At 71.6% G+C, this 22,882-nt stretch carries 17 protein-coding genes and 2 pseudogenes; 11 read left to right on the forward strand and 8 right to left on the reverse strand.

Going from position 1 to position 22,882, the window contains the following annotated elements; genetic code table 11:
• The first annotated feature begins 194 nt into the window (after positions 1–194).
• Positions 195–1,082, forward strand: a complete 888-nt coding sequence (locus ACTWP9_RS18035) for a Gfo/Idh/MocA family protein (RefSeq protein WP_443247203.1) — start codon at positions 195–197, stop codon at positions 1,080–1,082.
• 104 nt (positions 1,083–1,186) lie between these two features.
• Here the strand turns inward: ACTWP9_RS18035 and ACTWP9_RS18040 are convergent, their stop codons facing one another.
• Entirely contained in the window at positions 1,187–1,984 is a 798-nt protein-coding gene (locus tag ACTWP9_RS18040) for a putative protein N(5)-glutamine methyltransferase (RefSeq protein ID WP_443247204.1), read from the reverse strand.
• A gap of 370 nt (positions 1,985–2,354) precedes the next feature.
• Here ACTWP9_RS18040 and ACTWP9_RS18045 point away from each other — a divergent pair, with 370 nt between their 5' ends.
• The 8 genes and pseudogenes from ACTWP9_RS18045 to ACTWP9_RS18080 all read left to right on the forward strand — a co-directional run bounded on the left by ACTWP9_RS18045 (position 2,355) and on the right by ACTWP9_RS18080 (position 12,223).
• Positions 2,355–2,735, forward strand: coding sequence for a hypothetical protein (locus ACTWP9_RS18045; protein WP_443247205.1), 381 nt, complete (start codon positions 2,355–2,357; stop codon positions 2,733–2,735).
• 71 nt (positions 2,736–2,806) lie between these two features.
• Positions 2,807–3,847, forward strand: coding sequence for a S1 family peptidase (locus tag ACTWP9_RS18050; protein ID WP_443247206.1), 1,041 nt, complete (start codon positions 2,807–2,809; stop codon positions 3,845–3,847).
• Positions 3,848–3,942: 95 nt separating this feature from the next.
• Positions 3,943–4,320: pseudogene (locus ACTWP9_RS18055) on the forward strand (VOC family protein); the annotation flags it as partial.
• Positions 4,321–4,386: 66 nt separating this feature from the next.
• Positions 4,387–4,833, forward strand: a pseudogene (locus tag ACTWP9_RS18060) (nuclear transport factor 2 family protein); the annotation flags it as partial.
• Between the two features lie 67 nt (positions 4,834–4,900).
• On the forward strand, positions 4,901–5,548 hold the full coding sequence (locus tag ACTWP9_RS18065; RefSeq protein WP_443247207.1) for a LuxR C-terminal-related transcriptional regulator: 648 nt from the start codon (positions 4,901–4,903) through the stop codon (positions 5,546–5,548).
• A gap of 88 nt (positions 5,549–5,636) precedes the next feature.
• On the forward strand, positions 5,637–8,906 hold the full coding sequence (locus ACTWP9_RS18070; RefSeq protein ID WP_443247208.1) for an alpha-N-acetylglucosaminidase: 3,270 nt from the start codon (positions 5,637–5,639) through the stop codon (positions 8,904–8,906).
• 63 nt (positions 8,907–8,969) lie between these two features.
• A complete protein-coding gene (locus tag ACTWP9_RS18075; RefSeq protein ID WP_443247209.1) occupies positions 8,970–10,082 on the forward strand; it encodes a histidine kinase in 1,113 nt (370 codons plus the stop codon).
• 341 nt (positions 10,083–10,423) lie between these two features.
• Entirely contained in the window at positions 10,424–12,223 is a 1,800-nt protein-coding gene (locus tag ACTWP9_RS18080; protein ID WP_443247210.1) for a hypothetical protein, read from the forward strand.
• Between the two features lie 16 nt (positions 12,224–12,239).
• Here ACTWP9_RS18080 and ACTWP9_RS18085 read toward each other — a convergent pair whose 3' ends face one another.
• Both ACTWP9_RS18085 and ACTWP9_RS18090 read right to left on the reverse strand, forming a co-directional pair.
• On the reverse strand, positions 12,240–13,010 hold the full coding sequence (locus ACTWP9_RS18085) for an ABC transporter permease (protein WP_443247211.1): 771 nt from the start codon (positions 13,008–13,010) through the stop codon (positions 12,240–12,242).
• Positions 13,011–13,012: 2 nt separating this feature from the next.
• Entirely contained in the window at positions 13,013–13,951 is a 939-nt protein-coding gene (locus ACTWP9_RS18090; protein WP_443247212.1) for an ABC transporter ATP-binding protein, read from the reverse strand.
• 188 nt (positions 13,952–14,139) lie between these two features.
• Here ACTWP9_RS18090 and ACTWP9_RS18095 point away from each other — a divergent pair, with 188 nt between their 5' ends.
• Complete coding sequence (locus tag ACTWP9_RS18095; protein WP_443247213.1) at positions 14,140–14,790, forward strand: response regulator transcription factor; 651 nt, start codon at positions 14,140–14,142, stop codon at positions 14,788–14,790.
• A gap of 10 nt (positions 14,791–14,800) precedes the next feature.
• Here ACTWP9_RS18095 and ACTWP9_RS18100 read toward each other — a convergent pair whose 3' ends face one another.
• The 5 genes from ACTWP9_RS18100 to ACTWP9_RS18120 all read right to left on the reverse strand — a co-directional run bounded on the left by ACTWP9_RS18100 (position 14,801) and on the right by ACTWP9_RS18120 (position 20,921).
• The gene (locus tag ACTWP9_RS18100) at positions 14,801–15,808 is read right to left on the reverse strand and encodes a LacI family DNA-binding transcriptional regulator (protein WP_443247214.1); all 1,008 of its coding nucleotides are present in this window, start codon (positions 15,806–15,808) and stop codon (positions 14,801–14,803) included.
• Positions 15,805–17,469: a glycoside hydrolase family 13 protein gene (locus ACTWP9_RS18105; protein ID WP_443247215.1), complete on the reverse strand. Its 1,665-nt coding sequence runs from the start codon at positions 17,467–17,469 to the stop codon at positions 15,805–15,807. The genes ACTWP9_RS18100 and ACTWP9_RS18105 overlap by 4 nt, the downstream gene beginning before the upstream one ends.
• A 61-nt stretch (positions 17,470–17,530) precedes the next feature.
• Positions 17,531–18,361, reverse strand: coding sequence for a sugar ABC transporter permease (locus tag ACTWP9_RS18110; RefSeq protein ID WP_443247216.1), 831 nt, complete (start codon positions 18,359–18,361; stop codon positions 17,531–17,533).
• Between the two features lie 5 nt (positions 18,362–18,366).
• On the reverse strand, positions 18,367–19,293 hold the full coding sequence (locus ACTWP9_RS18115; RefSeq protein ID WP_443247217.1) for a carbohydrate ABC transporter permease: 927 nt from the start codon (positions 19,291–19,293) through the stop codon (positions 18,367–18,369).
• 353 nt (positions 19,294–19,646) lie between these two features.
• Positions 19,647–20,921 carry an extracellular solute-binding protein gene (locus ACTWP9_RS18120; RefSeq protein ID WP_443247218.1) on the reverse strand — a complete coding sequence of 425 codons (1,275 nt, stop codon included), beginning with the start codon at positions 20,919–20,921 and terminating at the stop codon, positions 19,647–19,649.
• Between the two features lie 244 nt (positions 20,922–21,165).
• On the opposite strand from ACTWP9_RS18120, the gene ACTWP9_RS18125 reads away from it, so the two are divergent.
• Complete coding sequence (locus ACTWP9_RS18125) at positions 21,166–22,860, forward strand: glycoside hydrolase family 13 protein (RefSeq protein WP_443247219.1); 1,695 nt, start codon at positions 21,166–21,168, stop codon at positions 22,858–22,860.
• Positions 22,861–22,882: the final 22 nt, after the last annotated feature.

Here is a 22,882-nt window from a genome sequence, read left to right on the forward strand (position 1 = left end):
CCCGTCTCCCTCGCTCGCACCCGACCGGCGCCAAGATTGCGCCAGCGCCTCACCACTGACTACGGGGCACACCGGACGAGGGAACCTGTGGCGGGATATTCAGCACTGATGGGGCAATCCGGGCTGCCTCGCGGCCGGGCCGCACCGCCGGAGCAGCCATGGGGGATACGCCGGGACCTCGTAGGCTGCCCGGTATGAAGTTCGGACTGCTGGGAACGGGCCCCTGGGCGGAGCGCACCCATGGGCCCGCGCTCGCCGCGCACCGGGACGTGGAGCTGGTCGGGGTGTGGGGGCGGCGCGCCGAGCCCACAGGGGCACTCGCCGAGCGGCTCGGGAGTCGGCCGTACGCCGATGTGGACGCGCTCTTCGACGCCTGTGACGCGGTCGCCGTCGCACTCCCGCCGGACGTCCAGGCGCCGCTCGCCGTGCGTGCGGCGAACGCCGGCTGCCATCTGCTGCTCGACAAGCCCGTCGCCACCACACCCGAGGCCGCCCGCGGTGTCGCCGAGGCGGTCGAGCGGTCCGGGGTCGGCTGCGTCGTCTTCTTCACGCTGCACTTCTGCGAGTCGACCGGCGGCTGGCTGCGCGAGCAGGCAGCACGGGCCGACGGCTGGCAGGTCGGTCGCGCCGACTGGCTCTCCCCCGTCTTCGGCGGCGCCGACTCGCCGTACACCGCCTCCCCCTGGCGGCGTGCGAAGGGCGCCCTGTGGGATGTGGGGCCGCACGCGCTGTCCGTACTGCTGCCGCTGCTCGGCCCCGTCGAGGAGGTCACGGCAGTACGCGGCGGCGCCGGGGACACCGTGCACCTCGTGCTGCGGCACACCTCGGGAGCCTCCAGCAGCTGCACGCTGACCCACTCCGTGACCCCCGCAGCGGCAGGGGTCACGGCCGAGGTGCGGGGCGCCCCGGGCGTCGCGGAGCTCCCCGTCCGCGACGAGGCTCCCGCCGTCTCGTTCGGGCGCGCGGTCGACGCCCTGCTGAGTGCCGTCCGCACCGGCGAGGAACCCCAGTACGGGGTGCGCTTCGCTGAGACGGTCACTTCGCTGCTGCACGCGGCGCAGTTGCAGCTGCGCGACGTGTGAAGGGCCACCCCTCGACCCGCGCCCGGCCTGGCCGTTCGGCACCGCTGGAGTCCCCGGGTGGGGGCTGATCGCCGTCGCGGCGGGAAAAGGGGGAGCGGCAAGGCTCAAGGGGCTGTGGGGTGGCGGCCCGTGATCGTGGTGGCGGTGAGGTCGGGGTCGGTGGTGACCGTGACCGTCAGACCGGCGGCGGACAGAATGTCGGCGGCCCCCTCGGCCTGGCGGGAGCTGGTTTCCGTCAACAGCGCTCCGCCGGGGGCGAGCCAGTCCCCGGCGTCCGCGGCGATCCGGCGCAGCAGGGAGAGGCCGTCGGGCCCGCCGTCCAGCGCGGGCCGCGGCTCGTGGTCGCGGGCCTCGGGCGGGAGGAGTGGTATGTCCGCCGTGGGGACGTAGGGGACGTTGGCCGTCAGCACGTCCACGCGGCCCCGCAACCGGTCGGGCAGCGCCGCGAACAGGTCGCCCTCGTAGACGTGTACGCGCGGCCCGGCGAGGTTGCGCCGGGCGCACCGTACGGCGGCGGGGTCGAGGTCCGCGGCGTGCAGTTCGCCGCGTCCGCCCAGCGCGGCGAGCAGCGCGGCGCCGATCGCGCCCGTACCGCAGCACAGGTCGACCAGGACCGGGACGCCCGTGCCGGGTGCGCAGGCGGCGGCCCGCCGTACCAGGAACTCGGTGCGGCGCCGGGGCACGAAGACGCCGGGGTCGACGGCGATCCGCAGGCCGGCGAACTCAGCCCAGCCCAGTACGTGTTCGAGAGGATGCCCTGCGATACGCCGGGCTGTCATCTCCCGCAGTTCAGCCGGGCCGCGCGCGGTCTCGTACAGCAGGCGTGCCTCGTCCTCGGCGAAGACGCAGCCCGCGGCGCGGAGTTGGGCGACAAGGCCGGAGGCGTCGGTGGGGTGGTGCATGGCTTGGAAGCCCTTCCAGGTGCTGGAACGCTCCCGTCGCCCGCGACGGCCTCCGCTATCTGCGGGGCCGCCCGCTGTGGGGCGAGAGCGCGTTGTCTGCCGGAGCGGAAATGCGTCTCACCTCCCTCTGTCACCGCGTCGCTCGAACGTCCGTTGCCGGTCGCCGCACCTTATCCCGGGCGGCGTCAGGGCGCACAAGCGCGGGTGCGGCAGCCACCGGGCGGACGGCGCGGCGCGGGGCCTGGGGTACAGCGAGACGCCGGGGGCCCGAGAGGGGGCAGCGAGGCGCGACGTTCGGGTTCAAAAAGCCGTGGACAACCGGGAGTTGAGAGGGTGGGATAGAGGTGCCACAGGTAACGGGGAGATGTTTGTGTCATCTGGTGATGTGGCCGACGCCGGAGCAGAGGGCGTCGGCGGGGCTCCGCCTGACCAGGCGCCGCCCGACGAGGCGCCACCCGAGGGAGCTCCGCCGGACGAGGCGCCGGTCATCGACGCGGAGCCGGCGCACCGGCTGACAGCGACGCTGTTTCCGCAATGGGCCACGCTGCCCGTGCACGGTGCCCCCAGGGTGCGCGGCGCCTTCCGGGCGCCCCCCGGGGTGGACGACGCCCCTTGGGCGCGGGGCCGCGGCTGGGCGCAGGCTGCACCGGTCGCCTCTCTCCCTCTCCCTGACGACTCGTACTCCAGCAGCGACCCGGCGCGGACGGCGAGCCCGCTGCGGCGGCTGGAGGAAAGCGTCGCCGACGGCTGAGCAGCGGCGGCTGCTCAACCGTCGGCGGCTCCTCGACGGCGGCAGGCGCACGGCACGACAGCCGACCGCGCGTGGTGGCGGGTCAGCGCCACCACCCCGTCCCCGCGAGCCCACTACGGCTTGCGGTGCGGGGCTTCCGCCCGAGAGAGCAAGGACCCGGCGCCTGCCTGGCGCCGGGACGGAAGAGAAAGGACAGGCTCATCAAGACCAGCCAGGACAACCTCGGAAACCGCCTCGCGCGCCGCAGTGCCGGGGGCACCGGCAGGGCCGCGCGTGCGCTGTTCGTATCGGCTCTCTCCCTGGGGCTCGCCACGGCGGGCACGGTCGCCTACGCGGCCCAGGGTTCGGGTACGTCCGGGGACTCCGGATACGAGACGAAGATCATCGGCGGTGAAGAGTCCACCGAGAACTACCCGTTCGTCGTCTCCCTGCAGAAGCAGCGCGGCGACGACCCGGACGGCCACACCTGTGGCGGCACCCTCGTGGCGGCCGACTGGGTGCTGACGGCGGGGCACTGTGTCACCACCACGGCGGGAACCAACGACCCGGCCGCCTACCATGTGCGGGTCGGCTCCCTCGACCGGACCCAGGGCGGCGAGGTCGCCAAGGTGAAGAAGATCGTGGTTCACCCGGGCTACGACTACACGGACGAGAACCGCGGGAGCGCCGACGACCTCGCGCTCCTCAAGCTGTCGTCCAAGGTGTCGAAGAAGCCGGCGCCGCTGGCGTCCCGCACCCCGGCCGCCGGGGAGACCGTCAAGGCGACCGGGTGGGGCTACACCAAGGCGACCGGCAACGACCCCTCGCAGCTGCCCGTCAAGCACCGCGAAATCGATCTGCCGGTGCTGGCTCCGGACACCCCCAAGTGCATCTCCAACGAGACGGACGGAGACGCCTGGGGCATCCGTGAGGGAGACTTCTGCACCGACAACCCGGACGGCAACGCCGGTACGTGCGGAGGCGACTCGGGGGCTCCGGCGCTGACGAAGGTGAACGGCCGCTGGCAGCTGTCCGGAGTCACCAGCCGATCCGTGGGTGACTGCGGCACGACGCCCGATATCTACCCGAGCGTCGCGGAGCACCGCGACTGGATACGCGACCTCATCGGCTGACCAGCCGCACTTGCCGCATCAAAGGAGGGGGCTCCCGCGCCCGTCCGGCCCGGGAGCCCCCTCCCCAGGCACAACGCTCGGAAAGGACACTCGGGATGAGCCGGATCGACCTGGTGACGCTGCTGGTGGAGGAGTACGACGAAGCCCTCGCGTTCTACGTCGACCTTCTCGGCTTCACGGTCCGCGAGGACACCCGCGTCGACGCACACAAGCGGTGGGTCGTGGTGGAGCCGCCCGCGCCGGGCGGCACCGGACTGCTGCTGGCCCGCGCCGTGAATCCGGCGCAGCGCAGCCGGGTCGGGGACCAGACCGGCGGCCGGGTGGGGTTCTTCCTGCGCACTCCCGACTTCGCGGCGGAGCACGCCCGTCTCACCGCCGTCGGCGTCCACTTCGAGGAGGTCCCCCGCGAGGAGCCGTACGGGACGGTTGCCGTCTTCCGTGATCTGTACGGCAACCGGTGGGACCTCATCCAGCACCGGTCGGCCCGGCCGGGGTGGGGGTACCTCCCGGCCGGAGGCTGGGGGAAGGAGCTGCTGGCCCGCTACCACCAGGCGATGCTCGACAGGGACGCCGACGCGCTGGCCGACCTCTACGCCGTCGACGGCGTGCACGAGTTCCCCTTCACTTTCCCGGGGCTGCCCGGGCGCTTCACCGGGCGGGAGGAGATCCGGGCGGGCTACCACGCGCTGTGGGACGACTCGCCGGCCAGACCGACCGGGATCCGCGATGTCGTCGTACACGAGAGCACGGACCCTCAGGTGCTCACCGTCGAGCAGACGGTGACGGGGACCGTCGCACCCGAGGGACGTCCGTTCAGCTTTCCCGGGCTGCTGGTGCTGCGGGTGAGCGACGGCCGCCTCGTCCATGTCCGCGACTACATGGACGGGCTCGGGGTCGCACACGTGGGGGTACCTCCCGGCCGGAGGCTGGGGGAGGGCAGGCTCGATGCCGTCGCAGCCGCCCTGCGCAAGGACGCCGGCCGGTAGATTCGCCGGTAGATTCATGGCGTCCTGGCGCCATACGGCCCAACCTGCTGCGAATTTGGAGTTTTCCGTGCGTGTCGTGATCGCCGAGGACCTTTTCCTGCTCCGGGACGGACTCGTACGGATGCTGGAGGCGTTCGACTTCGAGATCGCCGCGGCGGTCGACAACGGGCCGGAGCTGAGCCGGGCACTGCTGGAGCTGGAGCCGGACGTCGCCGTGGTGGACGTACGGCTGCCACCCTCGTTCACCGACGAGGGACTGCAATGCGCGCTGGAGGCCCGCCGCAAGCGGCCGGGGCTGCCGGTGCTGGTGCTCTCGCAGCACGTCGAGCAGCTGTACGCGCGCGAGCTGCTGGCGGACGGGAACGGCGGGGTGGGCTATCTGCTCAAGGACCGGGTCTTCGACGCGGACCAGTTCGTGGACGCCGTACGCCGGGTCTCCGAGGGCGGTACGGCGATGGATCCGCAGGTCATCCAGCAGCTGTTGACGCGGCGCGCGCAGGACGAGCCGATGGGCAATCTGACCGCCCGGGAGAAGGAGGTCATGGAGCTGATGGCGCAGGGCAGGTCGAACGCGGCCATCGCGGCGCAGCTGTTCGTCACCGAGCGGGCGGTCGCCAAGCACACCTCCAACATCTTCGGAAAGCTGGGCCTGCCGCCCTCGGACGACGACAACAGACGGGTACTCGCCGTGCTCGCCTACCTCGACCGAGGCTGACCGCTTCGTTACCGTGCCTCCCCGTACGTGTCTTTGGTCACATACGGCAGGACATCCGACCGGATGCCGTCACCTGGAGGCGCCCCCCATGCACGAACCGATCAACGACCGCGAAAGATACGACAAGTCCGACCAGTCCGGGGACCCCGGCCGGCGCCACGCATCCGCCGACTCCGGTGAGTCCGCGCAGCGCTCGGTCCCCCCGGCACGCTCGCCGCTCGACAGACGCGCCGTGCTGGGCACCACGGGGGCGCTCGGCGCGGGTCTCGCGCTGGGGAACGGGTACTTCCCTGCCATGGCAGCGGACAGAGCGGGCGCACCCCAGGGCGCACAGCACGCACCGACCACGACGGCCGCACCGGGAAAGGCACCCGCCACAGACGCCGCACGCGCGGCGCTCCGGCGGCTGCTCCCCCGGCACGCCGACCAGATCACGCTCCAGCAGATCGGCGGCCCCGAACGGTTCAAGGTCACCGGGCGCGCGGGCCGCATCCAGGTGGCGGGCACCGGCCCGGTGGCGCTGCTGACCGGCGTGCACTGGTACCTCAAGTACAGCTGTGAAGCGCACATCTCCTGGGCCGGCAGCCAGCTCGACCTCCCCGCGACGCTGCCCGCGCCCCGGAAGGAGCACGCGCAGCGGGCCACCGTGCCCAACCGGTTCGCGCTCAACGACACCCACGACGGCTACACGGCCCCGTACGCGGACTGGGGGCACTGGGAGCACTTCCTGGACGTCCTGGCGCTGCACGGCTTCAACGAGGTGCTGGTCACCGCGGGCCAGGAAGCCGTCTACCACCGGATGCTCCAGGACTTCGGCTACAGCGACCAGGAGGCCCGCGCCTGGATCCCGGCGCCCACCCACCAGCCGTGGTGGCTGCTGCAGAACATGGCCGAGTACGGCGGCCCCGTCAGCACGGAGCTGCTGAACCGGCGCACCGCGCTGGGCAAGCGCATCGTGGAGCGGATGCGTCAGCTGGGCATGAATCCCGTACTGCCGGGCTACTTCGGCACCGTCCCCGCCGACTTCGCCAAGCGCAACAAGGGCGGCCGTACCGTTCCGCAGGGCAAGTGGAGCGGGCTGGAGAGGCCGCCGTGGCTGGACCCGCGTACAGCGGTCTTCCGCAAGGTGGCGGCGTCCTTCTACAAGCACCAGCGGGAACTGTTCGGCGAGGCCGACCACTTCAAGATGGATCTGCTGCACGAGGGCGGCGACCCCGGTGACGTGCCGGTGCCGGAGGCGGCGCGGGCCGTGGAGAAGGCGCTGCACACCGCACGGCCCGGCGCCACCTGGGTGATTCTCGGCTGGCAGGAGAATCCGCGCCGTGACCTGCTCGACGGGCTCGCGGCCAAGGACAAGATGCTCATCGTCGACGGCCTCTCGGACCTGGACCGGGTCACCGACCGGGAGAAGGACTGGGGCGGAGTGCCGTACGCGTTCGGCACCATCCCCAACTTCGGCGGCCGCACCACCATGGGCGCCAAGACCCATATGTGGACGGAGCGCTTCACCGCCTGGCGCGACAAGCGGGGCAGCAAGCTGGTCGGCACCTGCTACATGCCGGAGGCCACCCACCGCGATGCGGCGGCGCTGGAGCTGTTCGCCGAACTGGCGTGGCGGCAGCAGCCGGTCGACCGCGGCACCTGGTTCGACAACTGGGCGAAGATCCGCTACGGCGGCGCGGACGCCCAGGCGAAGAAGGCGATGACGGCGCTTCGGGAGACCGCGTACCGCATCAACAGCAAGGACGGCCGTCCGCACGACAGCGTCTTCGCCGCGCGCCCCAGCCTGACCGCGCGCTCCGGCGCCTACTACGCCACCCACACCCCGGCCTTCGACCTGCCCGCTTTCGACGCCGCGTTCGAGGCGCTGCTGGGCGTCGGCGCGCAGCTGCGGAAGAGCGACGCCTACCGCTACGACCTGACCGACACCGGCCGCCAGGTCCTCGCCAACCGCTCCTGGTCGCTCATTCCGCAGCTCCAGGCCGCCTACAAGAAGAAGGACACGGCGACCTTCAAGAAGCTGGCCGCGCTGTGGCTGAAGCTGATGGAGCTGGCCGACGAGATGTCCGGCGGCCACCGCGCCTTCCTGCTGGGCCCCTGGCTGGCGGCGGCCCGCGGCTCCGCCGCCTCCGCCAAGGAGCGCGCCGACCTGGAGCGCACGGCACGGGTACTGGTCACCACCTGGGCCGACCGCCCCACAGCCGACGGCGGCCACCTGGCCAACTACGCCAACCGCGACTGGCAGGGCCTCATCCGGGACTTCCACCTCCCGCAGTGGAAGGCGTTCCTCGACGACTTGCAGGACGCGCTCGAACAGGGACGCGCCCCCAAGAAGTTCGACTGGTACGCGCAGGAGGAGCCCTGGACGAAGAAGACGAACGACTACCCCACCAGGCCGCTCGCCGACCCGTACACCACCGCCACCCGGGTACGTGACCTCCTCGTCAAGGCGCCCTACCAGGGCTCACTGAAGGTCTCCGCCGAGCCGCGCGCCGTCCCGCCGGGCAAGGCGAGCACGGTGGAGGCGGTCTTCCGCAACGAGAACGGGCTGGGCTCCACCGGTGCCGTCGATCTCGCGCTGCACGGCCTGGACGGCGCCGAGACGCAGGACCCGACCTCGCACCGCGCCATCAGCCCCGGCGGCACGGCCACCGTACGCTGGCGGTTCACCACGGCCGACCAGCGGCTGACCGAGCCGCTGGAGCCGCTGGAGTACACCGTCAAGGTGGAGAACGGCCCCGAGGGCCAGGAGCGGGTCACCACCGTCGAGGCCGGGCGGATCTACCGCGCGGGCGCACTCCCCGACGACGTACGGACCGCGACGACCAACGACGCCGCCTTCGGGCATCTGGAGGGGCGCTGGGCGATCGACGGCGCGGGCGCCGACCTGTGGAAGGCCACCGCCGAGTTCGGCACCGTCTACCGTCCGCAGGCGCTGGACGACGGCGGCACGGTGACGCTGAAGGTCGTCTCCCAGCAGGAGAGCGGCCCATGGGCCCGTGCGGGCATCGTCGTCCGCAACCGGCTGGCCGAGCCGGCATCGGGCGGCTTCGTGAACCTGGCGGTGACCCCGGGCAACGGCGTCGTCCTGTCGTACGACAGCAACGGCGACGGCACCCTGGACACCTACCGGGCGGTCCCCGGCGTCAAGGCCCCGGTCCTGCTGCGGCTCTCCCGGTCCGGCACCTCCTACAAGGGAGAGCTGTCCAGCGACTACGGCACCTCGTGGCGTACGGTCTCAACCGTCGAGGTGCCCAGCGCGTCAGGCAAACAGGACGCCGGTCTGTTCATGTCGGCCACCAACGGCGGCAGCGGCGACCGCGCACTCGTGGAGTTCGCGGACTGGCAGGCCCGGTAGGGCCGGCAGGCAGCGCCGGGGCGGGGCAACGACGGGCGGGGAACGGGCGGAGGACACGGGAACGTGACGGAGGACAGACCGCGGGCCGCGGTACAGACGCACGAGTTGATGCTTGCGCTCGTCCGGGGACCCGCGCTCGCGGTCGTCACGCTCCCCCTGTCCATCCTGCTGTTCACGCTCTGCCTCGTCTCGATCGCGCTGCTGCCCATCGGGGTGGGCGTCATCACCACGCCGCCCACCCAGCTGGCGCTCCGCTGGTACGCCGGGCAGCGGCGGCGGCTGGTCCGCGAGTGGGGCGGTCTGGAGGTGCCCGAGCCGTACCGCCCCTGGCCGCGCGAACGGCACAGCGGCATCGTCGGCCACTTCGAACTCTGCATACTGCTGCTCAAGGACCCGGCGACGTGGCGGGACATGGCGTGGCTGCCCGCCGATATGACAGCCGGTTTCGTCACGGCGCTGCTGCCGCCGATGCTGCCGATCAACCACCAGATCACCAAGGCGATGCTGGAGCCCACCCGCGAGATGCTGCTGGCGCAGCGGGTGGAGCAGTTGTACGAGACGCGGCACGACGCTGTGGACGCTTCCGCTGCGGAGCTGCGCCGTATCGAGCGCGACTTGCATGACGGTGCGCAGGCGCGGCTCGTTGCCATGGGGATGAGCCTGGGCACCATCGAGGCTCTGGTCGAGCGGGATCCGGCCCGCGCCAAACAGATGATCGCCCAGGCGCGGGAGAACTCCGCGGAGGCGCTGACCGAGTTGCGGGATCTGGTGCGGGGCATCCATCCGCCGGTGCTCGCCGAGCGCGGGCTGCCGGATGCGCTGCGCGCGCTGGCGTTGCGGATGCCGGTCCCTGTCGAGGAGGACATCGAACTGCCGGGCCGTTTCGACGAGCCCGTCGAAACGGCGGTGTACTTCGCGGTGAGTGAGCTGCTCACGAATGCTGCCAAGCATGCGGAGGCGGGGAAGGTGTGGCTCGATGTGCTGTACGTCGCCCCCGCTTCGGGGGGCGCCGGGATTCGGGTGACGGTCACCGATGACGGCAAGGGCGGGGCCTCGTTGGACGCCGGCTCCGGGTTGAGCGGCGTCCAACGGCGGCTCGCCCGGTTCGATGGCGTCCTCGCCCTGAACAGCCCCTCCGGGGGGCCAACCATGATCACCCTTGAGGTGCCTGTGTGACGGTGTGAGGGCTCCGCGGGTGGGGGGTACGTCGCTTGTGGGGGCACGCCTTGTTTCGTTTTCGGCTGCCTGCCGGTGCTTGTGGGGGCACGCCTTGTTTCGTTTTCGGCTGCCGCCGACAGGTCGTGTCGGGGGGCTCCGCCCCCCAACGGCCCCCCGCCAGGTGGGCTTCGCCCCCCTAGAACCCCCTTCCGCGTGTGCTTGAGCTATTGACGTGAGGGAGCTCCGCCCGGGGGCTGCTGCCCTTTTGCCGCACGTGGCGCCCATATCTGGGGTGGCGCCAGGGTTGGGCCCCCACCCACTCGTGGTGACCCGGGGGGAGGGGGATCGTTCTTTGGGGTGTGAGTGAGGGCACGCTGGACGTCGAGCAAGCCGAACTCGCCCTCGTGGAGCACTACGAAAGACTGGTCCGTCTCGCGTACTGCGTATTGGGCGACAGCCCCCGCCGGGCACACGCAGTGACCCGCGGGGCGCTTCCCCGGCGGTGTACGTCGACGGCGGCGCTCCCCCGGCCCCGGCTCCGGCCGGAGGACGCGCAGGACGAGGACCCCGCGTATGTGTGGCTGCGGCTCCGCGTACTGCGGGCGGCGCTGGCCGGTCCGCGGGGCGGGGCTCCGGCCCGCGCCGCGTACGCGTTGCGGCACCTGGAGCGGATGGCCGAACCGGACATCCGGCAACTGCTGTGCGCCGCCCGGGTGAAGGACCCGGATGCCGCTATGGCGGAGGCTTGCACAGAGGTGACCGCCCGGCCCACGCCGGGAACCCCGTGTCCGCTGTGTACGGCGCAGCCCCCGCACCTCCTCGACGTGGTGCGTCGGCGCCGGTACTGGCGGGCGGCAGGAGCCGCGGTGTTCGCGGCGGTGGTGTGTGCCGGGATGCTGGGGGTGCCCGGGGACACCTGGGGGCCGGACGCCGCGGCACGGCCGCCACTGGTGCGGGGCACCGACGGGGAGCGCGCCCTCGATCCGGACGCGCTGGTCCGCGCGCGGGCCGGTGCCTGGCGGCGGGCCTCCCGTGTGGACTTCGCGGCGTGGCCCGCACGCGGCGCTCTCACCCGCGATGAATCGTTGCTGCGCCGGGCGCTGGTCACCTGGGCGCGGCCGCGTGCCGACGTACGGGTCGGTGCGACGCCCGGCACCCCGAAGGGCCCGCCCCCGGGACCGCCCCAACTGCTGTACGCGGGGCGGCTGGAGGGCTCCGCCGTGGTGCTGCTGTACGACGGGCTGCGGGTGGCGCGGTACTCGGAGCCGCTGGACCCGGACGGCGGTTCGGCCGCCGCCAAGGACGGGGTCTCGCTGGAGCTGGCCCGTACGGCGGGGGCCGGCGCTGTGGCGTCCGGGGCGCTGGTGGTCGCCCGGAGCGAGGAGGAGGTGCGGTATCTGACGGCTCCGTGGATCACCCGCTCCGCCGAGGTGGATCTTCTCGACCCGGCGGATGTGACGGGCCGGACGCTCTCCCGCGGCGAGGACGGGGTCACCGAGCCGGTGCAGCTCCCCGTCACGCTGCCGCGGCACTGCGAGAGTTGGCCGGGCCTGGCGCTGTGGGGCAGCACCGGCACGGTGCGGGATGAGCAGCTGTACACGGACCTGGGCGAGTTGACCCCCGCGCGGCTGACGGACGGCAAGGGCCGGGCACCGGCCACGAGCGCCGCCGCCCGCACGCGGCTGGCGCGTACGGTGTGCCACCTCCCGGCGGTGCTCGACCGGGGCGTCAAGGCCGTCAACTCCTGGCAGTTCGCCCGGCAGCGGCTGCCGGACGGGGACGGCGTGGCGGCATGGGTGTGCACCCGGGCCGGTACCTGGCGCGGTGCCGGTGCCCGGGTGATGACGCAGTTCCAGCCCTCGGCCGCCGCTCCGGGACGCCCGGGAGCCGTCACCTCCCGTGCGGAGGACACCCGGGCGTGCGGGCCGCGCGACCGGGAGGTCCTCACGGGGCTGCTGTGGAAGTCCACAGACGGCCACTGGTACGTACTGGCCGCCGGGGACGCGAGCGTCACGCGCCTGCGGGCCCGCGGCAGCGGCCTGGCGGACAGCCCGGCGGAGGCGAGGGGCAACACCCTGGCCGTACGCGCCGAACGGGACGCCTCCGCCCGGCTGTCGGCGACCCGCGCGGCAGGCGACTCGGCGCGACCGCTGCACTGATCCCGGTGCCGCGCCGTCACACGTCCCGGCGCCGCACCGTGGTGAGCGCCGCCGCCAGCGAGGCGACGGCCCACAGGGTGAGGGCCAGCAGGGCGCCGTACCGGCCGTAGGTGCCGTTGCCGCCCAGCAGCAGGGCCTCCGAGGCGCCGGCGGGCAGCAGATCGGCGGCGACCTCACCACCCGGCAGGACGTCCAGCCCCACGGGGATCAGGAACAGCAGCCCGAAGAGGGCCGTGACCGTCCCGGCGGATCTGCGGACCACGGCGGCGAGCCCCAAGGTCAGCAGGCTCACCAGCGCGGCGTGCACCCCGATGGCCAGCACCTGCCCCGTGACGTGCGAGAGACGGAAGGTGCTCCGGTCCAGGCTCAGGGCACCGCAGACCACGCCCACCAGGGCGCAGCCCAGTCCGGCTGCGAAGGTGACGGCGCCCAGCGTCAGGGACTTGGCGGCCAGCAGGCGGGCGCGGCCGGGCACGCACAGGAAGGCCGTCGTCGCACTGCCGGTGGCGTACTCGCCCGTCACCGACAGCATGGCCACCGCCGCCAGCACGAGGCAGGTGCCGTTGAGTTCGGCGACGACGGCCGAGTCGGCGGGCGAGGCGCCGGGATCGTGGGTGAGGACGCCCGTGGCCGAGGCGATCAGCCCGGTCAGCGTCAGCGCCCCCAGCAGCAGGTACCAGGTCGAGCGCAGGGACCACAGCTTGGTCCACTCGGCGGCCACGGCCCATCGCAGTGCGGTGCTCCGCCGCCAGGTCGAGGTCATCGGGTCCGCGACAGCGGCAGCCATCGTCACACCCCCGCTTCCACGCCGGTACGCCGTTCCTGGGCGTACTCCACGCTCTGGGACGTCAGCCGCAGATAGGCGGCCTCCAACGACGCCTCCGCTGCGCGCAGTTCGTACAGATGCACATGTGCCTCATGGGCGAGATCGCCGACGCGTTCCAGCGGTACGCCGCGCACGGACAGCTCGCCCGCCGCGGGCCGGGTCACCTCGGCTCCCTCCCGTGCGAGCCGGTCGGCCAGGGCCGCCAGCCCGTCGTGCTGCGGGCCGCGTACCCACACGGTGGGGCCGGTGCCGGCCCCGACGACATCCGCGGTCGGTCCGTCCGCGAGCAGCCGGCCCCGGCCGATGACGACGAGCCGGTCGGCGGTCAGCTCCATCTCGCTCATCAGATGGCTGGAGAGGAAGACGGTCCGGCCCTCGGCGGCCAGGGAGCGCAGAAAGGTGCGCACCCACAGCACACCGTCGGGGTCGAGGCCGTTGACGGGCTCGTCCAGCAGCAGCACCTCCGGGTCGCCGAGCAGCGCGGCGGCGATGCCCAGCCGCTGGGCCATCCCCAGCGAGAAGGAGCCCGCGCGCTTGCCCGCGACATCGGCCAGACCGACGGCGCCGAGCACTTCGGGCACCCGGCGCGCGGGGATGCCGTTGCTGCGGGCCATGGCCAGCAGATGCTGGTGGGCGGTGCGCCTGGGGTGCGCGGCGCGCGCGTCGAGCAGTGCGCCCACCACCCGTAGCGGACGGGCGAGTTCGGCGTACGGCGTCCCGCGGACCAGTGCCGTCCCGGAGGTGGGCCGGTCCAGCCCCACGATCATGCGCATGGTTGTGGACTTGCCCGCGCCGTTCGGGCCGAGAAAGCCGGTGACCTTGCCGGGCGCCACCTCCAAGGACAGGTCGTCGACGGCGGTCTTGGCGCCGTATCTCTTCGTCAGTCCGCGCAGTATGAGCATGGTTCCTTCCCCGTGCCGTGGTTCTCGTTCACCTGGGACGGTAGGGAGCGGCCGGTGCCCGGGCAGTGCCCCTTGGTCCCCGGCGGCACTGCACTTTGGTCAGGGCTTCACCCGCCGCCGGGCACGCCCGGCACGCGCTGGGTTAGCGTGCTGCCGTATACGGGGCGGAAGCGGGGGACGGGAGCACGATGATCCGGGTACTGCTGGCGGACGACGAGGCGATGATCCGGGCCGGGATACGGGCGATCCTCGCGTCGGCTTCCGACATCGAGGTGGTCGCGGAGGCGGCCGACGGGCGGGAGGCCGTCACGCTGACGCAGCGGCACCGCCCGCATGTGTGCCTGCTCGACATCCGCATGCCGAGGCTCGACGGGCTGCGCGCCGCTGCCGAGCTGCGGCGCACCTGCCCGGACAGCGCGGTGATGATGCTGACCACCTTCAGCGAGGAGGAGTACATCGCCACCGCGCTCGGCTCCGGAGCCGCCGGCTTCGTCCTGAAGTCCGGTGACCCGCGGGAGCTGCTGTCGGGTGTGCGCGCCGTCCACGAGGGCGGTGCCTACCTCTCCCCCGCCGTCGCCCGGCATGTCATCACGCACATGGCCACCGGGCAACTGAGCCGCCGGGCAACCGCGCAGGCCCGCACCGCAGCGCTGACCCCCCGCGAGCGCGAAGTCCTGGGCCTGGTCGGTGCGGGTCTGTCCAACGCCGACATCGCAGCGCGCCTGCATGTGGTGGAGGGCACGGTGAAGACGTACGTCAGCCAGATCCTCGCCCGCCTGGAGATGAAGAACCGCGTACAGGCCGCGATCCTCGCCTACGAGGCGGGGCTGGTGCCCTGAGTGCCCCGCCTCACCGCCCGGGCGCGTGCGCCGTGGATCCCCGTACCACCAGCTCCGGCTGGAAGACGAACTCCGTGTCCGCCATCGGGCTGCCGCCCATCGGCTCCAGCAGGGCGTGCACGGCGGCGTTGGCCATCGCGCGTACCGGCTGGCGGACGGTGGTCAGGGGCGGGTCGGTGAAGGCGTTGAGCTCGGAGTCGTCGTAGCCCACCACCGACACCTCGTGCGGCACCGCCAGGCCCCGCTGCCGGGCGGCCCGCACGGCGCCGAGTGCCATCAGATCGCTGCCGCAGACGATGCCGGTGCAGCCCTCCTCGATGAGGGCTCCGGCAGCGGCATGACCGCCCTCGACGGTGAAGAGGGTGTGCTGGATGTACGGTCGCTCCTCCCCCACGGCCCGGGTGAACCCCGCGACCTTGCGCCGGGTGGGTACGAACCGTTCCGGGCCGACGGCCAGCCCGATGCGCCGGTGTCCCAGCTGGCGCAGGTGGTCGACGGCCATGGCGGCGGCGGCCTGGTCGTCGGGGGAGACGAACGGCGCGCTGATGCTGTCGTTGTAGCCGTTGATCAGGACGAACGGCACCCCGCGTTCGGCCAGCCTGGTGTAGCGGGTGGGATCGGCGGTCAGGTCGGCGTGCAGGCCGGAGAGGAAGATGATGCCGGACACGTCGCGCTCGACGAGCTGGCCGACCAACTCGTCCTCGGTCGCGCCGCCCAGCATCCGCGTCCCCAGTACGGGCGTGAAGCCGTAGCCGGACAGGGACTGTTCGATGACCTGCGCGAACGCCGGGAAGATCGGGTTGGTCAGCTCCGGGATGACCAGCCCGACCAGCCCCGCGCTGCGCTGCCGGGCGCGCGCGGGGCGCTCGTAGCCGAGCACGTCCACCGCGGCCAGCACCCGCTGCCGGGTGGCCGCTGCCACGCCCGGCTTGCCGTTCAGGACGCGGCTCGCCGTGGCCTCGCTGACGTCGGCCTGCGCGGCGATGTCGGCGAGGCGGGCGGTGAGGGCACCCGTCATCCGGCGACCCACCAGGCGGTCGTGTCGCCGGGCAGCTCGGCCTCGCCTGCTGGCTGCTGCGCGGGCAACGGGCGGCTGGCCAGCAGCAGTTCGCCGGGCTCGAAGTCCAGCCGTACCGGCTCCGTACGGGTGTTGGCCGCGCACACGAAAGCGCCGCGCCGGAAAGCCAGCACGCCCTCGGGTGCGGGCAGCCACTCCAGCGGCTCGCCGTCGCCCAGCTCGGGCCGCTCCCGGCGCATCCGCAGCGCGGTGCGGTAGAGCTCCAGTGTGGAAGTGGCGTCACCGGTCTGGGCGGTGACGGAAAGCGCGCCCCAGCCGGGCGGCTGCGGCAGCCAGCTGCCGCCGCTGCCGAACCCGTAGGAGCTGCCGCCGTCCGCCGTCTCCTCCTCCGCCCAGGGCAGCGGCACCCGGCAGCCGTCGCGGAGCCCGTCCTGCCCGCTGGAGCGGAAGAACGAGGGGTCCTGGCGCGCCTCGTCGGGCAGTTCCGTCACCTCCGGCAGCCCCAGCTCCTCGCCCTGGTAGACATACGCGGAGCCGGGCAGCGCCAGCATCAGCAGCGAGGCCGCGCGCCCGCGGGCGTGGCCGCCGCCGAGCCGGGTGCGGTGGCGTACGACATCGTGGTTGGAGAGCACCCAGGTGGCAGGCGCGCCGACGGCACCCAGCGAGGCGAGGGAGGCGTCGATGACCTCGCGCAGTGCCGCGGCGTCCCAGCCGGTGTTGAGGTAGTGGAAGTTGAACGCCTGGTGCAGCTCGTCCTCGCGTACGTACAGCGCGGTGCGCTCGGCGCTGGGCGTCCATGCCTCGGCGACGCCGACGCGCTCCCCCGGGTACTCGTCGAGGACCTGCCGCCAGGAGCGGTAGATCTCGTGGACACCGTCCTGATCGAAGAACGGCAGTTCGGCCGTCCCCAGCAGCTTCAGCTGTTCGGTGCTGCCCATGTCGGGCAGTCCGGCCGCCTTGACCAGGCCGTGTGCCACATCGATCCGGAAGCCGTCCACGCCCATGTCCAGCCAGAACCGCAGTACGGAGCGGAACTCGTCGCGGACCGCGGGGTGGTCCCAGTTGAAGTCGGGCTGTTCGGGCGCGAACAGGTGCAGATACCACAGCCCCGGCGAGCCGGGCACCGGACTCCAGGCGGGACCGCCGAAGACGGACTCCCAGTCGTTCGGCGGCAGTTCGCCCGCGGCGCCCTTGCCCGGCGCGAAGTGGTAGCGCTCCCGGGCCGCCGCGTCCCCCGCCAGGGCGCGTTTGAACCACTCGTGCTGGTCGGAGGAGTGGTTGGGGACGATGTCGATGATGACGCGCAGCCCGAGCGCGTGCGCGTCCCGGATCAGGGCATCCGCGTCGTGCAGCGTCCCGAACATCGGGTCGATGGCGCGGTAGTCGGCGACGTCGTATCCGGCGTCGGCCTGCGGCGAGGCGTAGAAGGGGCTGAGCCACACGGCGTCGACCCCGAGCTCGGCGAGGTGCGGCAGCCGCTGCCGTATGCCGGGCAGGTCGCCCATCCCGTCGCCGTTGCCGTCCGCGAAGGAACGCGGATACACCTGGTAGATCACCGCGTCCCGCCACCAGCCGGCCGCGCCGGGCAGCGCCGACGGGACGTCCCGGGTCGCCTCTTCCATGGTGCCTTCGGCCTGGGGTGCACTGCTGTGCTGAGTCATGTCGTCCCTGAAGAGTTGAGGTGTTCTCGTCCGGAAGGGAGGGGTGCCCTCCCGTGGGCGGTCACGACTTCGTCGCGCCGGCGGTCAGCCCGCCGACCAGGTGGCGCTGGGCGAAGCCGAAGACCACCGCGGCCGGTACGGCGATGACGACGGCTGCCGCCGTCATGGAGCCCCAGTCGGAGCCGTAGCGGTTGACGAAGGTCTGGAGGCCGCCCGCCAGGGTCAGGTTCTCCTCGCCGGTCATGAAGGCCGTCGCGTAGGCGACCTCCGCCCAGGCGGTCACAAAGGTGTAGAAGCCGGTGACGGCGATGCCCGGCTTGGCCAGCGGCAGGATCAGCCGCCAGAACGTGCCGAACGGGCTGAGCCCGTCCACCCGGCCCGACTCGTCGATGTCGACGGGGATCGTGTCGAAGAACCCCTTCATCATCCAGGCGCAGAACGGCACGGCGATCGTCAGATACGTGATGATCAGCCCGAGCGGCTGGTTGAGCAGCCCCAGCCTGGCCATCGTGTTGTACAGCGGGACGATCAGCACGGCCATCGGGAACATCTGCGTGATCAGCAGCACCCACATCAGCGGCCGCATACCGGGAAACCGGAACCGGCTGAGCGCGTATCCGGTGGTGGCCGCGATGAGGACACCGACGACGGTGGTGCCGAGCACGACGATCAGCGAGTTGCCGAACCAGGTGAGGAAATGGGTGTCGGCGATGACGTGCTGGTAGTTGGCGAAGGTGAAGTTCTTCACGAGCGCCGTCGTGAACGACTCGCTCTTCGGCTTGAACGAGGTCACCAGCAGCCAGAGGGGTGGGAACAGCGCGCATGCGGTGCCCAGCAGGAGGCCCGCGTGCAGTCCGGCGGAGGCGAGTGGGCTTCTCTTCGTTGTTCTCATGGTTGTCACCACGCCTCTCCCTGGCGGCGCAGCGCCCGCCGGTAGACGACCGTGAACAGGGAAAGCAACAACAGGATGAGCACGCCCCAGGCGGCCGACGTGGCGAAGTCGCGGGGGCTGTTGACGAACGACAGCCGGAACGCGTACGTCACCAGGATCTCCGTCGAGTCCTCCGGCCCGCCCTTGGTGAGCAGGAAGATCACCGGGAACATGTTGAACGTCCAGATGGTGCTCAGCAGGATCACCGTGCTGCTGACCGAGCGAACGCCCGGCAGTGTGATGTTGCGGAACCGCTGCCAGGGCCCGGCGCCGTCCATCTCGGCCGCCTCGTACAACTCACCGGGTATCGCCTGCAGCGCACCCAGCATGGCGACGATCATGAACGGGACGCCGAGCCATACGTTGACCGCGATCACGGAGACCTTCGCCCATGTCGGGTCCCCCAGCCACGCGACGCCGTCGATGCCGCCACCGTCCAGCACCTTGTTGAGCAGGCCGTTCTTCTCGTTGAAGAGCATCTTCCAGGCGAAGACGGAGACGAAGGCCGGGATTCCCCAGGGCACGATCATCGCGACCCGGTAGAAGGAGCGGCCCTTCACCTTGCGGTTGAGCATGATCGCGAGGGTCAGCCCGAGGGTGAAGGTGACGCCGACGCAGCCGATGGTCCACGCTGCCGTCCAGCCCAGGCGGTCCCAGAAGACGCTGTCGGAAAGGATTGCCTTGTAGTTGTCCAGGCCGATGAATTCGTAGGTGGCCGGGATGTGGTTGACGCCTATGGTGCGTTCGACGTTGGCTTCGTCGGCGTCGGTGAGGGAGAGGTAGACACCGCGGGCCAGGGGGTAGCCGATGATCAGCCCGGTGACCAGGGTCACCGGGGTCACCATGGCCCATGCGTACCAATGTCTCGCCGCCCACGTTCTGACCCGCGTCATTTTGAAGGTCTCCTCTTTTCTCTCCGGCTCCGCCTTTGCGGGGTACGTCGCTTGTGGGGGCACGCATGAGGGGGCCGTCGCTTGTGGGGGCACGCCTCGTTTCGTTTTCGGCTGCCTGCCGGTGCTTGTGGGGGCACGCCTCGTTGGGTTTCGGCTGCCGCCGACAGGTCGTGTCGGGGGGCTCCGCCCCCCAACGGCCCCCCGCCAGGTGGGCTTCGCCCCCCTAGGACCCCCCTTCCGCACGACCTTGATCTATTGACGTGAGGGAGCTCCGCCCGGGGGTTGCCGCCCTTTGTCCGCGCGTGGCGCCCATATCCGGGGTTGAAGCGGGGTGGCCCAGGGTTGGGCCCTCGTTATTTGTAGTCCTTCAGGAGTTTGCGGAACTCGGCACCGGTCTTGGCGGCGGCGTCCTTGGGTGACTTGCCGCCGGCGAGGACCCCGTCGACCCCCACCCGGATGGGTTCGAAGAGCGAGTTGCCCTCAGCGATCCAAGGCCGCTGGACGGCCTTGGAAACGGCGGGCCGGAAGAACTTCACCATCTCGTTGCCCCGCACAGCGGGCCGCTCGTAGACGGACTTCCGGGTCGGCAGCAGCGACAGCTCCTTCGTGGTGCGGGCCTGCACCTCAGCGCTGCTCATGTACTTGGCGAACTCCTGCGCGGCCCGCATGTTCTTCGTACCGGCGTACACGGACAGGTTCCAGCCGCCCTGCGGCGAACCCTGGGCCTTGCTGCCGGCCGGGACGGGGGCCACCCCGAGGTTGTCCTTGTTCGCGCCCTTGAACTCCTTGCCCTCGCGGGCGAGGGCGATATCCCAGGGACCGTCGATGATCGTGGCGACCTTGCCGTCCTGGAACGCCTTGATCCCGTTCTCCTGGCCGTCGCTGGAGTCGGTGACGGCCGCCTTGGAGTCGACGAGGTCCTTCATCGTCGCGAGGGCGCGCACTCCGGGCTTCTGATCGACGGTGACCTTCTTGCGCTTGGCGTCGATCAGATCGCCGCCCTCGCCGTAGAGGTAGGGCAGGAACCAGTAGGGGTCGTCGCCGCGCAGATAGAGCGCGGTGGCGCCGGTCTTGTCCTTGATCTTCTTGGCGGACTTCTTCAGGTCGGCGAAGGAGGTGGGCACCTCCACTCCCGCCTTCTTCAGCAGCCGCTTGTTGTAGAAGAGGCCGAGGGTGTCGGTGACCTGCGGGACCGCGTAGGTCTTGCCCTTGAACCTGGTGGAGCCGGCCGCCGTCTTGAGGTAGTCGGACTCGTTGTCGAGCGCCGGGGTGCCGTCCAGCGGGGCGAGGTAGCCGAGGTTGGCGAAGTCGGCGACCCAGGCGACCTCGGTACGCATCACGTCGGGGGCTCCGGAGTTGCCGCCCGCGGCGTTCTTGAACTTCTGGTTGGCATCACCGAAGTTGACGTGCACGTACTTGACGTTCACCTTCGGGTGTTTCTTCTCGAAGTCCTCGGCGATCTTCTTGTAGGTGTCCTTCTCGCCGTCGTTCGAGGTGTCCCAGTAGGTGACGGTGCCTTCGATCTTGCCGTTGGCCCCGTTGTCGGTGCCGTCCGAACCGCTGCCGCAAGCCGTTGCCGCAAGTGCCAGCCCCGCTATCAGCGCGGTGGCGCCTATGCCACGCCGCATGTCCGATCCCTCCGCAAGGTGAAAGGGCGCACGCATCGACAACTGCTGGCCTGTGGCGGCGCCCGGCTGCGGAGGAACGTAACAGCGTCGACATCCGATGGAAAGACCTTGCCGCAAATTTCTGCAAGGATGCGAGGGGCCCGGCGCCGCACGTAACCCCGGGGGCGTGTCCGCGTTGTCACCCTTGACACTGGCTTGCCGCACTTCGCGACCCGTTCCGGGTCCCGCCCGATGGGGAAGACTTGTGACCCAGCACGCCACCACCCCGCACGCCACCACCGAGCACGCCGTCTCGCAGCAGAGCGTCGATTCCGACCCCGCACCCGCCGCCCGCGCCGCCCCGCAGCCCTCGCTGGGCTGGTGGCGGGACGCTGTCATCTACCAGATCTACGTCCGCTCCTTCGCCGACAGCGACGGCGACGGCGTGGGTGATCTGCCCGGTGTGCGGCAGCGGTTGCCCTACCTCGCCGAACTCGGCGTGGACGCCGTATGGCTGACGCCGTTCTACGCCTCACCGCAGGCCGACGGCGGCTACGACGTGGCCGACTACCGCACCGTCGACCCGCGCTTCGGCGAGCTGTCCGACGCCCGGGCGCTGGTGACCGAGGCGCATGCGCTCGGACTGCGGGTCATCCTCGACCTCGTGCCCAACCACACCTCCGACCAGCACCCCTGGTTCCTGCGCGCGCTGGCCGGTGACCCCGAGGCACAGGCCCGCTACCACTTCTGCGACGGCCGCGGCGAGCACGGCCGGCTGCCGCCCAACGACTGGGAGTCCGTCTTCGGCGGCCCCGCCTGGAGCCAGGTGCCCGGCTCGCCGGGACGGTGGTATCTGCACCTGTTCGCCCCCCAGCAGCCGGACCTGAACTGGCAGCATCCGCAGGTCCACGAGGAGTTCGACTCCGTGCTGCGGTTCTGGCTGGACATGGGCGTGGACGGCTTCCGTATCGATGTGGCGCACGGCATGGTCAAGGCCGACGGGCTGCCCGACATCGGCTCGGCGAAGCAGGCCCGCATGATCGGCGCGCAGCAGCTGCCGTTCTTCGACCAGGACGGGGTCCATGAGATCCACCGCTCCTGGCGCCGGCTGCTGGAGTCCTACGGCCCCGACCGGATCGGCGTTGCCGAGGCATGGGCACCCACCGCGGAGCGGCTGGCGCTCTACGTACGCCCCGACGAGCTGCACCAGGCGTTCAACTTCCATTTCATGAAGGCCGGTTGGGACGTCGACGAGCTGCGGAAGGTGATCGAGGAGTCGATGGCGGCCACCACCTCCGTCGGCGCCCCGACCACCTGGGTGCTCTCCAACCACGACGTCGTACGCCACCGCACCCGGCTCGGCTCGCTGGCGCGGGCCCGCGCCGCCGCGCTGCTGATGCTGGCGCTGCCCGGCTCCGTCTACCTCTACCAGGGCGAGGAGCTGGGGCTGCCGGAGGTGACCGAACTGCCCGACGAGGCACGCCAGGACCCCGCGTTCTTCCGCGCCGTACCGGGCACGGCCGAGGGCCAGGAGGGGCTGCGCGACGGCTGCCGGGTGCCGATGCCGTGGGAGCCGGACGGGCCCTCGTACGGCTTCGGGACCGGCGGAAGCTGGCTGCCGCAACCGCCGGACTGGCACGAGCTGTCCGTACAGGCGCAGACCGGCGACCCGCTCTCCACCCTGGAGCTGTACCGGACGGCGCTGCGGCTGCGCCGGCTGCTGCCGGGGCTCGGTGACAGCGCGATGGAGTGGCTGCAGGCGCCCGACGGCGTGCTCGCGCTCTCCCGCCCCGGTCTGGTCTGCCTCCTCAACACCCGGCCCGAAGCGGTGTACATGGCCCCTCCCGGCGAGCTGCTGCTCTCCTCCGTGCCCGAGGAATCGCGCGATTCCATGGAGGCCGGGGCGCCCGCCGGAGAGCTGCGGATCCCGGCGAATTCCTGCACCTGGTGGGCAGCATGAAGCGGGGCCGGTAAGGTCCAGT

Source organism: Streptomyces sp. 3N207 (assembly GCF_052246355.1).
GTDB lineage: Bacteria > Actinomycetota > Actinomycetes > Streptomycetales > Streptomycetaceae > Streptomyces.